A 13,152-nucleotide genomic window follows, 5' to 3' on the forward strand; every position below is an offset into this window, starting at 1 on the left:
GCTAATTCACTTCGGTTTTTCTATTTCAAAAATCCCCTAAAATTATCTCTATCCAAAACCAAAAAACTAGGATTATAAGCATCTTGAAAAGATTTTGGTAATTTTACCTTTTTAGCATTAGTCCATTTAAATTCAAACGCACTTACTGCATCAGCATTGGTTTCTATATAATCAATTTCTTGTTGCGTTGTAGTGCGCCAAAAATAGGGTTTTGCTATACTTTGAGAATACGACAACATTTTCATCCGTTCTGAAACTAAAAAGTTTTCCCACAATGCACCTTTATCTTGGCGTAAATTCAAAGTATTGAAATTTCCAATAACCATATTCCGAACGCCATTGTCATAGAAATATATCTTTTTATTGGCTTTTATCTCATTGCGAATATTTTTAGAAAAACTATTTAATCTAAAAACTACGAAGCTTTTTTCTAATAAATCGATGTAATTATTTACTGTATTTTTATCAACACCAACCAATTGCGCAATCTCGTTGTAACTTACTTCGCTTCCAACTTGCAATGCCAAAGCTTGTAGAATTTTTTCTAAAACATTCGATTTTCTAATGCCTGCCAAAGCCAAAATATCTTTATACAAATAACTCGAAACTAAGTTTTTAAGAATTTCGTATTCGTTACCAAAATTATTAATCACATCAGGATACATTCCGTAAAGCAATCGCAATTCAAGTTGCTGTTGGGCTTTCATAAAACCCACATTTTTTTCAAATTCGTTCCAAGAAATTGGATACATTTGAAACTCAAATTTTCTTCCTGTTAATGGCTCTTGCGTTTCATTATTAATTTCAAAAGCTGACGAACCAGAAACTAAAACTTGAACATCTTTAATTTGATCAACCATAATTTTCAACTTCAAACCAATATTTGTAATGCGCTGCACTTCATCAATAAAAACATATTTATAATTTCCAATGATGCTTTTTAAATCCTCAGTATTGGCTTTTGATAATTTTTCTGCAACAGTATTATCATCGCCATCTAAAAACAAATAATCACTTTTGTTTAAAATAGCATTTATCAAAGTTGTTTTTCCAACTTGTCGCGGACCAATAAGCACAATGACTTTGCCTTTGTGTAGTTTTGTCTTTAAATTTGCTGTTAAATCTCTAATTATCATGACTATAATTTTTTACAAAGATATAACTTTATTTTCTATTCACCAATATAATATATTATTTAGTGATTATATTCACCAATATTATATGTTTTTTAGTGATTGTATTCACCGATATTATATATATTTGGTGATTACGTTCACCAATTTTATATATTATTTAGTGATTATATTCACCAATATGCTGTTTTTTTTCAACAATATTATAAATATAAAACAAACTTTCATTTATTATTGAAAATTCAAAAACATTTACTATATTTGTTCTATGGAATTCAAAGAAGCAAAAAATAAATTCGTTCAAACTTGGGGTGCATTGGGAAGTCAATGGGGAATTAACAAGACTATGGCACAAATTCACGCTTTGTTAATGGTTTCTAACGATGCCATTTCTATGGAAGACATTATGGACGAACTGCAAATTTCTCGAGGAAATGCTTCAATGAATTTACGAGCATTGATGGATTGGGGAATTGTTTATAAAGAATATAAAGCAGGCGAACGACGTGAATTTTTTACAGCCGAAAAAGATTTAGACGAATTAGCTGTAAAAATTGCAAGAGAACGAAGCAAACGTGAAATCAAGCCTGCATTGAAAGTTTTAAAAGAAGTTTCGACAATTGATGGAAATAATTCTGATGAAGCCAATCATTTTATTGACCAAACTACAAAATTGTATGATTTTGTTTTAAAGGCGGATAATATGTTAGAGAAAGCAACAGAATTTAAAGACAATTGGTTAGGAAAATTGGTTTTAAAAATAATGAAATAAAATTAAAAAATTTAATTAAAACTTTCAATTTTTTCTGAAAGTATAGAATAATATTATGAAAATTATAAAATATCTAAATACATTTGCAATAGGATTACCAATTATACTTGCAATTTTGAGTTTGGTAAATGAAAAATATATAGGAACTGCATTGGTATCAACAATTCTAACAGGACTTATACAAGTAATATTAGGATTATTATTATTATATCACAATCCTGAAAATAAATATTTACAAACTTATATAATAACCGTAGTTCTATTTTTTTTTATTTGGTATTATAACGTCAATATAATTTACACCGAATTATTAACTTATATTCTATATCCAATTCCATTAATTTTAGCGATATATCTATCATTTATAATTTATAAAAGAAAAACATTATGAGTTTCCTAACCGCAGAATGGAACGATTTAGCATTAATAAACTACGAAATTAATCCGAAAATTCTAGAAAAATACGTTCCAAAAGGAACTGAACTCGATTTATGGAACGGCAAATGCTACATCAGTTTAATTGGTTTTATGTTTGAAAACGTAAAAGTTTTAGGGTTTAAAATTCCGTTTCATATTAATTTTGAAGAAGTTAATTTACGCTTTTATGTAAAACGATTTGAAAATGGAATTTGGAAACGAGGCACCGTTTTTATAAAAGAAATTGTTCCGAAACCAGCTGTAACTTTAGTTGCAAACATTTTGTATAAAGAACATTATCAAACCTTAAAAATGCGTCATTCAAGAACGGAAAATGAAGTTTCAAAAACATTTCAATACGAGTGGGAAAAAGACAATAAATGGAATTCGATTGCAATGACGACTAACAAAATCGCTCTTCCAATTGAATTAAATTCTGAAGCTGAATTTATTACCGAACATTATTTTGGCTACACAAAATTCAACGAAAATAAAACCATTGAATACGAAGTTACACATCCAAGATGGCAACAATTAGAAGTTTTAAATTATACTATTGATGTAGATTTTGAAAGTATTTATGGAAATGATTTTGCATTTTTACAAGATTTAAAACCAACATCTACATTTTTAGCATTAGGTTCAAAAATTACAATTGAAGGTAAAAAAACTATAAAATGAGAATTTTAGAAAACCAAACTTTATTATACGATGAAGATTGTCCGCTTTGTCGAATTTACACTTCTGGATTTATAAATGCTGGAATGCTAGACGAAAATGGTAAAAAACCTTATTGTCAATTATCTGATGAAGAACATAATTTTATTGATGTAAAACGCGCTTCAAACGAAATTGCATTGGTAGATAACGAAAATAAAACTGTAATTTATGGCATTGAAAGCTTACTAAAAGTAATAGGATTTTCATTTCCTTGGATGGAAAAAATTGGGAATATAAAACCCATAAAATTATTTCTAAAAAAATTATATTCTTTCATTTCATACAACAGAAAAGTAATTATTCCGAGTAAAATTAATAAGGAAATTAAGTTGCAATGTGTTCCAGATTTTAGTTATAAATATAGGTTTTTGTATATTTTATTTGCGAGCACAATTACAACTTTGGTATTGTCTAAATTTTCAACTTTAATAGGTATTTTGCCAAAATCAACTATTTTTAGAGAGTTAATTCTTGCCTTAGGACAAATGGTTTTTCAAAGTTTATTTATCTTGAAATTGGACAAGAAAGTGATAACTAATTATATTGGTAACTTAATGACTGTTTCATTAATGGGTTCATTACTATTGATTCCGATATTGATTTTAAATGTATTTTTTAATATTCCAGAATTATTTATTTTAGGATGGTTTGGAATAACAGTTTTACTAATGTTAATAGAACATTCAAGAAGGATTAAATTATTAGAATTACCTTTTTACTTAACAATAACTTGGGTAATTTACAGAATTATTGCTTTACTAATAATCTTAAAATTAAACTAATGAAAAAACTAATAATTGCAGCAGGAACAGGATTTTTAGGAAAAGTTTTAGTAGCGCATTTCAGAGATAAATGTCAAGAAATTGTAATTCTAACTCGTGGAAAATCTAAAATCATCGACAATGTAAAATATGTAAATTGGGATGCGAAAACATTTTCTGGTTGGGAAAGCGAACTAGAAAACGCATCAGTTTTAATAAATCTTGCAGGAAAATCTGTTGATTGTAGGTATACAAATAACAATAAAAAAGAAATTTATAACTCAAGAATTGACAGTACAAAAATATTAAACCAAGCAGTTTTAAATTCTAAAAATCCACCCAAGCATTGGTTGAATTCATCAACATCTACCATTTATAGATTTTCATTAGACAAGCAAATGGATGAAATTGATGGAGAAATTGGCGATGATTTTTCTATGAATATTGCAAAATCTTGGGAAAGAGCTTTCTTTGAAACAACAACGCCAAAGACAATGAAAACAGCTTTAAGAACTTCAATAGTTTTAGGTAAAAATGGTGGTGCATTTATCCCTATAAAAATGCTTGCAAAATTTGGATTTGGAGGAAAACAAGGAAAAGGAAATCAGTTTATAAGTTGGATTCACGAAAAAGACTTTGCCAGAGCAATTGAATTTGTTATAGAAAAACAAATGAGTGAAATTGTAAATATTGTTTCACCAAAACCAATTTCAAATTATGATTTTATGAAAACACTTCGAACTAAGATTGGAATAGTTTTCGGACTTTCTACAAGTAAATTTTTGCTTGAAATTGGTTCTTTTTTTATCAGAACTGAACCAGAATTGGTTTTGAAAAGTCGAAATGTAATTCCGAAAAGATTACAAGAAAATGGATTTCAATTTGAATATTCTACTTTAGAAAAAGCATTTGAAAATTTATTAAAAAAATGACAACAATAAACCTAATTACAAAAATAAACGCACCAAAAAAAGTAGTTTTTGACTTATCAAGAAATATAGATGTGCATCAAAATTCGGCAAGTAAAACCAACGAAAAAGCTATTGCTGGTATAACTTCTGGATTAATAAATTTTAATGAAACAGTCACTTGGCGTGGCAAACATTTTGGATTTTATTTAAAACACAAAAGCCGAATGACAGCAATGGATTTTTATGATTATTTTGTAGATGAAATGGAAGAAGGAAGATTCAAATTATTCAAACACGAACATACTTTTGTAGAAAAAGATGGTAAAACAGTAATGATTGATAATTTAAATTATGAAACACCTTTCGGGATTTTTGGAAGATTGTTCGATAGAATTATTCTTAAAAAACATCTAACAAATTTTATTATTGAACGAAACAGAATTTTAAAAGAATTAGCTGAAAATCAAAAGTAAAATCCACCAAAAAATTGGAATACTTTCTACCCATAATGAAGTATAAAATTTGTTCCTTTTTGTATCTGAAAAATAAATTGAAAACCCAATTAAGAAAACAATGAAAATGGAAATTACAATCTCAAAATTGAATTTAAAAAAATAAAATTGTAATATAGAATAAAAAAACAAAAAACAATATCCGAGTAATTTTGTTTTTGCTGTTCCGAATTTTTGAGGCAATGTATTCATAGAAATTGAATCGATTTTGCTATCCAAAATCTCAAATGGAATTAATAAACTTACAACAATTATAAAACGAAGAATTAAATTAATAGTGAAGTTACTTGTTGACAAATCCTCTATTTGATAAGGAATAAAAACAGTGATAAATGTTACCACAAAACTTACTAAAAGCAATTTCAACCAACCATATTTTCGTAAAAACGGATAGACTAAAACAAATAATCCTGAGATAAAAATGTATTTTTGAATGTCAAATTTTAAACTGAAAAAAGAAATTGAAAATCCAATTAATGCAAGAAATGTTACAACAAAAATTTGAAAATAATTCTTTTTATCAAAGCGTTTTTTTCTAAAAACATCAAAATATTTTAAGAAATTATAACCTATAATTGTTCCAAAAAAAACAGTCGTTGAAAAACAATTTATTGGATGTAAATTATTAGAAATAGTAGTGATTTGAAGTAAACAAAATACTGCAATAGCAACGTGAATGGAAGAATTAATATAAAAATCAAGAAGTTTCTTAAAAATTTTCATTTTACAAAACTAATCATTACCGATTGTTAATTTTTAGAATTTTTAAATAATAAAATAATAAATTAAACATCGGTATTATTCTTGATTTAATTTTAGAAAAGAATAATCTGTTAATAAGAGTTGATTTTAGTTAACAATTTCTCAAAATATTACGTATTGTTTAACTCAAAATTAGAACTTTAATAATTACTTTTGTACTCGAAACAAATACAACTAAAATTTACTTTTTAAACCTACTTTGATGAAGAAAGACGGATTTGCATTACGCCACATTGGTCCAAGAGAAAGTGACCTACAACACATGTTTAAAACAATTGGAATAGAAAATCTTGACCAATTAATTTACGAAACAATTCCTAGTGATATTCGCCTTAAAGAAAATTTAAAATTAGACGAACCAATGACCGAATATGAATATTTAAATCATATTCAAGAATTGGGTAAAAAAAATAAAGTATTCAAATCATACATTGGTTTGGGTTACAATCCAGCAATTGTTCCTGCCGTAATTCAAAGAAATATTTTTGAAAATCCAGGTTGGTACACTGCTTACACACCTTATCAAGCAGAAATTGCTCAAGGCAGATTGGAAGCAATTTTAAATTTTCAAACTACAGTTATAGAATTATCTGGAATGGAAATTGCAAACGCTTCGTTACTTGACGAAAGTACCGCTGCTGCGGAAGCAATGGCATTATTATTTGACGTTAGATCAAGAGATCAAAAGAAAAATAATGCAAATAAATTCTTCGTTTCTGAAGAAGTTTTACCACAAACTATTTCAGTTTTACAAACTCGTTCTACACCAATTGGAGTAGAATTAGTTATAGGAAATCACGAAACTTTCGATTTTTCATCAGATTTTTATGGTGCTTTACTTCAATATCCAGGAAAATATGGTCAAGTAAATGATTATGCAGGTTTTATAACTAAAGCTAAAGCAAATGAAATAAAAGTTGCAGTTGCAGCAGATATTTTATCGCTTGTAAAATTAACTTCACCAGGTGAAATGGGCGCAGATGTTGTAGTTGGAACCACACAAAGATTCGGAATTCCAATGGGTTATGGTGGACCACACGCAGCATTTTTTGCCACAAAACAAGATTATAAAAGAAGTATGCCAGGACGAATTATTGGTGTAACAATTGATACCAATGGAAATCGTGCGTTGCGAATGGCATTACAAACTCGTGAGCAACACATCAAACGTGAAAAAGCTACTTCTAATATTTGTACAGCTCAAGTTTTACTTGCGGTTATGGCTGGAATGTATGCTGTTTATCATGGACCAAAAGGTTTAGAATTTATTGCAGATAAAGTTCATAAATCGGCAGTAACATTGGCAGATTCTTTAAATAAACTAGGCGTTTATCAAACCAACTCATCATTTTTTGATACGATTTTAGTAAAAGCTGATGCTCAAAAAGTTAAAGCTGTTGCCGAAAATCACGAAGTAAATTTTTATTATGTAGATAACGAAACGATTTCAATTTCTGTAAACGAAACAACTTCAATTTCAGATGTAAATCAAATCATTTCAATATTTGCAGAAGCAACAGGAAAAGAAAAATTCTCAATTTATGAATTGTCAAATGCAACAAATTTTGATGCTAATTTAGAAAGAAAATCAAGTTTTTTACAACATGATGTTTTTAATAGTTATCATTCTGAAAGTTCGTTAATGCGTTACATTAAGAAATTAGAAAAGAAAGATTTAGCATTAAATCATTCTATGATTTCTCTTGGTTCTTGCACAATGAAATTAAATGCTGCGGCAGAAATGTTGCCTTTAAGTATGGCAATGTGGAACAATATTCATCCATTTGCACCAATTGAACAAGCAGAAGGTTATCAAATACTGTTAAAAAAATTAGAACAACAATTAAATGTTGTTACAGGATTTGCAGGCACAACTTTACAGCCAAATTCTGGTGCGCAAGGCGAATATGCTGGACTAATGGCAATTCGTGCTTACCATCTTTCTCGTGGCGATGTTCATAGAAATATTGCTTTAATTCCAGCTTCGGCACACGGAACAAATCCAGCATCAGCAGCAATGGCAGGAATGACTATTATTGTTACCAAAACTATGGAAAATGGTAATATTGATGTAGAAGATTTACGAGCAAAAGCATTAGAACATTCGGCAAATTTATCTTGTTTAATGGTAACATATCCATCAACTCATGGAGTTTTTGAAAGTGCTATTAGAGAAATTACACAAATTATTCACGACAATGGCGGACAAGTTTATATGGATGGCGCCAATATGAATGCACAAGTTGGATTAACAAATCCGGCAACAATTGGTGCAGACGTTTGTCATTTAAATTTACATAAAACATTTGCAATTCCTCATGGTGGTGGTGGTCCAGGAGTTGGACCAATATGTGTTGCACCACAATTAGTTCCGTTTTTACCAACAAATCCTATAATTCCAACAGGTGGAAATCAAGCCATAACTGCAATTTCTGGAGCACCATTTGGATCAGCTTTAGTATGCTTAATTTCTTACGGTTACATTTGTATGTTAGGTTCAGAAGGATTGACCGATGCTACAAAATATGCTATTTTAAATGCGAATTATATCAAAGCAAGATTAGAAGAACATTACCCAATTTTGTATTCTGGAGAAAAAGGAAGAGCTGCACACGAAATGATTATTGATTGCAGAGCTTTTAAACTTAATGGAATTGAAGTTACAGATATTGCAAAACGATTGATGGATTACGGATTTCATGCACCAACAGTATCTTTTCCTGTTGGAGGAACAATGATGATTGAACCAACAGAAAGTGAAGATTTAGCAGAACTTGATCGTTTTTGTGAAGCAATGATTTCTATTAAAAAAGAAATAGATTCTGTAAATATTGAAGAGCCAAATAATGTTTTGAAAAATTCACCACATACATTACAAATGCTAACTGCCGATGTTTGGAATTTTCCTTACACCAGAGAAAAAGCTGCATTTCCTTTAGATTATATTGCAGATAATAAATTTTGGCCAACAGTAAGAAGAACTGACGATGCTTATGGCGATAGAAATTTAGTTTGCAGTTGTGCGCCAATTGAGGCGTATATGAATTAAGTTGGAAGTTTGAAGTACGAAGTACTAAAGTAAAAATTATGTTTAAAAAAGGTTTCAAGTTTAGTTCTGAATTTATTTCAGAATCCTTGAAACCTATTTTTATTTTAAAAATGATTTTTATCAGTAATGTAGAAATTGAATTAAATTATTTTTGTAATTTAAAATATGATAATGCAAGATATTAAAACCCAAACAGATTTAGATTTTCTAGTAAGAAATTTTTATAAAAAACTACTTTCAGACGAAGCAATAAGTTATATTTTTACAGATGTAGTAAAAGTAAATCTCGAGCACCACTTCCCTATTCTAGTAACTTTTTGGTCGCAAGCAATTCTTGGAACTGGAGGTTATACCAATAATCTTACTCAAATTCACTTAGATGTAAATGCCAAAGAATATTTATCGCCACAATTGTTTTCAATTTGGATAAATCATTTTAATGCGTCTGTAGATGAGAATTTTAAAGGTGAAAATTGCGAAAAAATAAAAACACAAGCGTTAAGTTTAGCGACTATTTTACAAATAAAAATCGCAAAAGAAAACCAATAAATTACATTATTAGTATTTTAAGGTACTGTAAATTAATTATTTCGTAATTATATGCACGCATAATAAATTTATGATGTTTTATCAATTAATTATCTATAAATTTACCCACAGAATTTTACATCCATTGCAATGAATATAAAAATAACAGGTTCTGGAAGTTGCATTCCAAGTCAAAATGTTACCAATGCCGATTTTTTAAATCACACATTTCTTAACGAAGATGGTTCTGCTTTTCCACAATCTAACGAAATTGTAGCAACCAAGTTCAAAGAAATTACAGGAATCGAAGAACGACGCTATGCAACAGATGATTTACAATCGTCGGATTTGGCTTTTCATGCCGCTCAAAAAGCAATAGAAAGTGCCAATATTGATCCAGAAACTTTAGATTATATTATTTTTGCACACAACTTTGGCGATGTAAAAAAAGGAGCAATTCAAGGTGATATGTTGCCTAGTTTGGCATCAAAAGTAAAATATAAATTACGCATAAAAAACCCCAAATGCGTTGCTTACGATATGCTTTTTGGTTGTCCTGGTTGGGTTGAAGGTGTAATTCAAGCAAGCGCATTTATCAAAGCTGGAATGGCTAAAAAATGTTTGGTAATTGGTGCCGAAACGCTTTCTAGAGTTGTAGATATTCACGATAGAGATTCAATGATATATTCTGATGGCGCAGGCGCAACAATTATTGAAGCTACCAATGACGAAGGCGGAATTCTAGCTCACGAATCGGCAACATTTAGTTACGACGAGGCCAATTATTTATTTTTTGGAAATTCCTTCAATAAAAATAACGATCCAAATGTGCGTTACTTAAAAATGCACGGACGAAAAATTTACGAATTTGCACTAATAAACGTTCCAAAAGCAATGAAAGAATGTTTGGATAATAGTGGAATAAATATTCTTGATGTAAAAAAAATCTTAATACATCAAGCTAACGAAAAAATGGACGAAGCCATAATTCAACGTTTTTACAAATTATATAACCTTGCAATGCCCGAAGGAATTATGCCAATGAGTATAAAAAACTTAGGAAACTCAAGCGTTGCCACCATTCCAACCTTGTACGATTTAATTACAAGAAACCAAATGGAAAACCAACAACTCAATAAAGGCGACGTAATTATGTTTGCTTCAGTTGGCGCAGGAATGAATGTAAACGCAATTGTTTACAAATTGTAAATTTTTCATTAGAAGCTAATCCTGCTATACATTCCAAACTTTATTAAAAACAGCTTTTTTTCTATAAAATATAAAGAACTTCCGTTGGTCGTTTTTATATTTCAAGAAAAAATAGCCATTTTTATATAAAGGTTTTCCATTACTATCACGGCTACTATAAATTCGCTACAAAATTTAATTTCTGAATTCAAATTTTAACACTAAGTAAAAACTTTACTTAACTTTGTAAAATAAAATCAAAATATTTATTGTTTTAGTTTAACTATAATTACACCTTAAACTATAAACAACAAACTATAAACAACAAACTTAAAGAATGTACGAAAAAACATTTCCCAACAAACGCTTTAAGCACACTTTAGAATTTTTAGAAAAACACATTACTACGAATGAAGTTATTTTAGATCTTGGTGTGCCAAATCCGTTTTCTAAAATTATGGAAGAAAATGGTTTTAAAGTAAAAAATACCACTGGCGAAGATGTTGACGTAAATCAATTGGCTTTGCAAAATGAAGAATATACAGTTTTTACGGCATTCGAAATTTTTGAGCATTTATTAAATCCGTTTACTGTTTTACAAAATGTAAAATCTGATAAGCTTTTTATTTCCATACCAATGCGATTGTGGTTTTCGCCTGCGTACAGAAGTAAAACCGATATGTGGGACAGACATTACCACGAATTTGAAGATTGGCAACTGGATTGGCTTTTAGAAAAAACAGGATGGAAAATTATTGACAGACAAAAATTTACTAATCCAGTAAAGAAATTTGGAATACGTCCTTTGTTGCGTTACTTTACGCCTAGATATTATATGGTTTATGCTGAAAAAGTGAAATAATTTTTTTAAAAACTTTAAAACCACGTATTTATACCTGTACCACTATCAATTCAATAGTTTAGTTTTACTCAAAATTAAATTAGTTGAATTGCAAAATCATATCTCAAAATCAAACAATTCTTTTGGATTAATTTCTAATGCTTTTGCCAGTTTAAAGACTGTATCAATTGATGTATTAATTTGACCAAGTGCTGTTCTACTAATTTGAGAATATTCAAATGAAGATAATTCAGAAAGTTTTTCCATAGATAAACCTTTAGATTGTCTTATCAATCGTAATTGTTTTCCAAAGTAAATAATTGGTTCTATTTCAACATCTTTACGCACACAGCAAAGGAATACGGATAAAAGAAAAATGTTATATCATAAGAGCTAGAATAAAAAATAAACACTATTTTTAACAAGTTTAAACCTAAGGAAACTTTTAACGCCACTATTAAATAAATTCAATGATAAAAGAAATTTTTAATTACTGCATGATTTTTAGTGTACTTATTGGTGTACTTTTTATAACAAAAACAATAGTATCAGAGAAAGGAAAAGATAAATCAATTATCTATTTAAATTTAGTAGTTGTTTTTTTTACTTTAAACAATCTTCAAATAGTTCTAATTGATAATGTTTTTACAAATGCTAATTTTTTTATTAGAAACCTACTTTTACCTTTTTATGCTTTAATTGTTCCTGCTTTTTATACTTTTTTAAGTTTTTATTTAAACGTTCAAACTAAAATAATTTCATTTGTAAAGTTCTGTTCTATTTTCTTTATAATTGAATTAGTTGTTAGAATAACATTATTTCCTTTTTATTATAGTGATGATCAAAATTATATAGTTGCACAATATTCTCAAATAGAAGAAATTGCAAACGCTTTGTTTTCACTATTCCTTTTTGGAAAATGTTTTATTTTAGTTTTTAAAAATTCTAAAATGTATTCATTTGTTTTAAGTTTTGATAACATTAAATGGATAAAGAAATTTCTTTACTTAGGAAGTGTAATTTTATTAACATGGGTTTTTGCAATTGTTTTTAATCTAGACAAAGTATTAAATCCTCAAATATTTATTTATTATCCATTACGATTAAGCAGTTCTATATTGCTTTTTTGGATAGGTTTTCAAGGTGTTTTTAATTATAAATTAATGACAGAAAGAATTTTACTTAGAAAAGCATTGTCAAATGAAAAAAAAATAATATAGATAGAAAACCCTAAAAACGACAAGTTTTTAACAATAAAAAATCATATAGAATCTAATAATAGATATTTAGATGCTAATTTTGGTTTAGATGTTTTATCAAATGAATTAAGTATTGGAATTAGTAGTTTATCGCATACTATAAATCAAAACAGTGAGTATAATTTTACAGACTATATTAATTCATTAAGAATTGAAAAAGCAAAATCAATACTTATTGATTCAAATTATAAAAACTATACAATAAATGCAATAGGTTTAGAATGCGGATTTTACTCTAAATCAACATTTTATACCGCATTTAAAAAGTTTACGAGCACTACTCCTACCAACTTTAAAAA

15 protein-coding genes are annotated in these 13,152 nt (G+C 28.4%); 12 read left to right on the forward strand and 3 right to left on the reverse strand.

The genetic code is table 11. The features are described from left to right. Positions 1 to 20: 20 nt before the first annotated feature. Positions 21 to 1,136 carry an ATP-binding protein gene (locus ACH2BC_RS02295; protein ID WP_395052370.1) on the reverse strand — a complete coding sequence of 372 codons (1,116 nt, stop codon included), beginning with the start codon at positions 1,134 to 1,136 and terminating at the stop codon, positions 21 to 23. Positions 1,137 to 1,401: 265 nt separating this feature from the next. Here ACH2BC_RS02295 and ACH2BC_RS02300 point away from each other — a divergent pair, with 265 nt between their 5' ends. From ACH2BC_RS02300 to ACH2BC_RS02325, 6 genes are read left to right on the forward strand one after another with little or no spacing between them, the layout of a single operon-like run. Beyond that, complete coding sequence (locus tag ACH2BC_RS02300; RefSeq protein ID WP_395052371.1) at positions 1,402 to 1,905, forward strand: GbsR/MarR family transcriptional regulator; 504 nt, start codon at positions 1,402 to 1,404, stop codon at positions 1,903 to 1,905. A 55-nt stretch (positions 1,906 to 1,960) separates the two neighbouring features. Then, entirely contained in the window at positions 1,961 to 2,296 is a 336-nt protein-coding gene (locus tag ACH2BC_RS02305; protein WP_395052372.1) for a hypothetical protein, read from the forward strand. Further along, entirely contained in the window at positions 2,293 to 3,003 is a 711-nt protein-coding gene (locus ACH2BC_RS02310) for a YqjF family protein (protein WP_395052373.1), read from the forward strand. Before ACH2BC_RS02305 ends, ACH2BC_RS02310 begins: the two co-directional genes overlap by 4 nt. Next, on the forward strand, positions 3,000 to 3,824 hold the full coding sequence (locus ACH2BC_RS02315; RefSeq protein WP_395052374.1) for a hypothetical protein: 825 nt from the start codon (positions 3,000 to 3,002) through the stop codon (positions 3,822 to 3,824). Before ACH2BC_RS02310 ends, ACH2BC_RS02315 begins: the two co-directional genes overlap by 4 nt. Then, positions 3,824 to 4,735, forward strand: coding sequence for a TIGR01777 family oxidoreductase (locus tag ACH2BC_RS02320; RefSeq protein ID WP_395052375.1), 912 nt, complete (start codon positions 3,824 to 3,826; stop codon positions 4,733 to 4,735). The genes ACH2BC_RS02315 and ACH2BC_RS02320 overlap by 1 nt, the downstream gene beginning before the upstream one ends. Next, positions 4,732 to 5,187: a cell division protein gene (locus tag ACH2BC_RS02325; RefSeq protein WP_395052376.1), complete on the forward strand. Its 456-nt coding sequence runs from the start codon at positions 4,732 to 4,734 to the stop codon at positions 5,185 to 5,187. Before ACH2BC_RS02320 ends, ACH2BC_RS02325 begins: the two co-directional genes overlap by 4 nt. On the opposite strand, the gene ACH2BC_RS02330 is transcribed toward ACH2BC_RS02325, so the two are convergent. Further along, positions 5,167 to 5,949 carry a hypothetical protein gene (locus ACH2BC_RS02330; RefSeq protein ID WP_395052377.1) on the reverse strand — a complete coding sequence of 261 codons (783 nt, stop codon included), beginning with the start codon at positions 5,947 to 5,949 and terminating at the stop codon, positions 5,167 to 5,169. The genes ACH2BC_RS02325 and ACH2BC_RS02330 overlap by 21 nt on opposite strands. 241 nt (positions 5,950 to 6,190) lie before the next feature. On the opposite strand from ACH2BC_RS02330, the gene gcvP reads away from it, so the two are divergent. From gcvP to ACH2BC_RS02350, 4 genes are all read left to right on the forward strand, one after another. Next, on the forward strand, positions 6,191 to 9,037 hold the full coding sequence (gcvP, locus tag ACH2BC_RS02335; protein ID WP_395052378.1) for an aminomethyl-transferring glycine dehydrogenase: 2,847 nt from the start codon (positions 6,191 to 6,193) through the stop codon (positions 9,035 to 9,037). 171 nt (positions 9,038 to 9,208) lie between these two features. Beyond that, positions 9,209 to 9,586: a group III truncated hemoglobin gene (locus ACH2BC_RS02340; protein WP_395052379.1), complete on the forward strand. Its 378-nt coding sequence runs from the start codon at positions 9,209 to 9,211 to the stop codon at positions 9,584 to 9,586. A gap of 129 nt (positions 9,587 to 9,715) precedes the next feature. Next, complete coding sequence (locus tag ACH2BC_RS02345) at positions 9,716 to 10,774, forward strand: 3-oxoacyl-ACP synthase III family protein (RefSeq protein WP_395052380.1); 1,059 nt, start codon at positions 9,716 to 9,718, stop codon at positions 10,772 to 10,774. A gap of 316 nt (positions 10,775 to 11,090) precedes the next feature. Beyond that, positions 11,091 to 11,615 carry a methyltransferase gene (locus tag ACH2BC_RS02350; protein WP_395052381.1) on the forward strand — a complete coding sequence of 175 codons (525 nt, stop codon included), beginning with the start codon at positions 11,091 to 11,093 and terminating at the stop codon, positions 11,613 to 11,615. Positions 11,616 to 11,711: 96 nt separating this feature from the next. Here ACH2BC_RS02350 and ACH2BC_RS02355 read toward each other — a convergent pair whose 3' ends face one another. Further along, positions 11,712 to 11,942, reverse strand: coding sequence for a helix-turn-helix domain-containing protein (locus ACH2BC_RS02355; RefSeq protein ID WP_395052382.1), 231 nt, complete (start codon positions 11,940 to 11,942; stop codon positions 11,712 to 11,714). A gap of 122 nt (positions 11,943 to 12,064) precedes the next feature. On the opposite strand from ACH2BC_RS02355, the gene ACH2BC_RS02360 reads away from it, so the two are divergent. Further along, the gene (locus ACH2BC_RS02360) at positions 12,065 to 12,814 is read left to right on the forward strand and encodes a hypothetical protein (RefSeq protein WP_395052383.1); all 750 of its coding nucleotides are present in this window, start codon (positions 12,065 to 12,067) and stop codon (positions 12,812 to 12,814) included. Between the two features lie 45 nt (positions 12,815 to 12,859). Then, the coding region (locus ACH2BC_RS02365) for a helix-turn-helix domain-containing protein (RefSeq protein ID WP_395052384.1) at positions 12,860 to 13,152 on the forward strand (293 nt) is incomplete at its 3' end.

Source organism: Flavobacterium sp. (assembly GCF_043760115.1).
Taxonomy (GTDB): Bacteria; Bacteroidota; Bacteroidia; order Flavobacteriales; family Flavobacteriaceae; genus Flavobacterium.

Excerpts from the sequence above, each read along its gene's own strand:
- ACH2BC_RS02315 (WP_395052374.1), top strand. The coding sequence starts at position 3,000 with ATGAGAATTTTAGAAAACCAAACTTTATTATACGATGAAGATTGTCCG.
- ACH2BC_RS02310 (WP_395052373.1), top strand. The coding sequence starts at position 2,293 with ATGAGTTTCCTAACCGCAGAATGGAACGATTTAGCATTAATAAACTAC.
- ACH2BC_RS02305 (WP_395052372.1), top strand. The coding sequence starts at position 1,961 with ATGAAAATTATAAAATATCTAAATACATTTGCAATAGGATTACCAATT.
- ACH2BC_RS02350 (WP_395052381.1), top strand. The coding sequence starts at position 11,091 with ATGTACGAAAAAACATTTCCCAACAAACGCTTTAAGCACACTTTAGAA.
- ACH2BC_RS02330 (WP_395052377.1), bottom strand. The coding sequence starts at position 5,949 with ATGAAAATTTTTAAGAAACTTCTTGATTTTTATATTAATTCTTCCATT.
- ACH2BC_RS02345 (WP_395052380.1), top strand. The coding sequence starts at position 9,716 with ATGAATATAAAAATAACAGGTTCTGGAAGTTGCATTCCAAGTCAAAAT.
- ACH2BC_RS02300 (WP_395052371.1), top strand. The coding sequence starts at position 1,402 with ATGGAATTCAAAGAAGCAAAAAATAAATTCGTTCAAACTTGGGGTGCA.
- ACH2BC_RS02340 (WP_395052379.1), top strand. The coding sequence starts at position 9,209 with ATGCAAGATATTAAAACCCAAACAGATTTAGATTTTCTAGTAAGAAAT.
- ACH2BC_RS02325 (WP_395052376.1), top strand. The coding sequence starts at position 4,732 with ATGACAACAATAAACCTAATTACAAAAATAAACGCACCAAAAAAAGTA.
- ACH2BC_RS02360 (WP_395052383.1), top strand. The coding sequence starts at position 12,065 with ATGATAAAAGAAATTTTTAATTACTGCATGATTTTTAGTGTACTTATT.
- ACH2BC_RS02320 (WP_395052375.1), top strand. The coding sequence starts at position 3,824 with ATGAAAAAACTAATAATTGCAGCAGGAACAGGATTTTTAGGAAAAGTT.
- gcvP (WP_395052378.1), top strand. The coding sequence starts at position 6,191 with ATGAAGAAAGACGGATTTGCATTACGCCACATTGGTCCAAGAGAAAGT.
- ACH2BC_RS02295 (WP_395052370.1), bottom strand. The coding sequence starts at position 1,136 with ATGATAATTAGAGATTTAACAGCAAATTTAAAGACAAAACTACACAAA.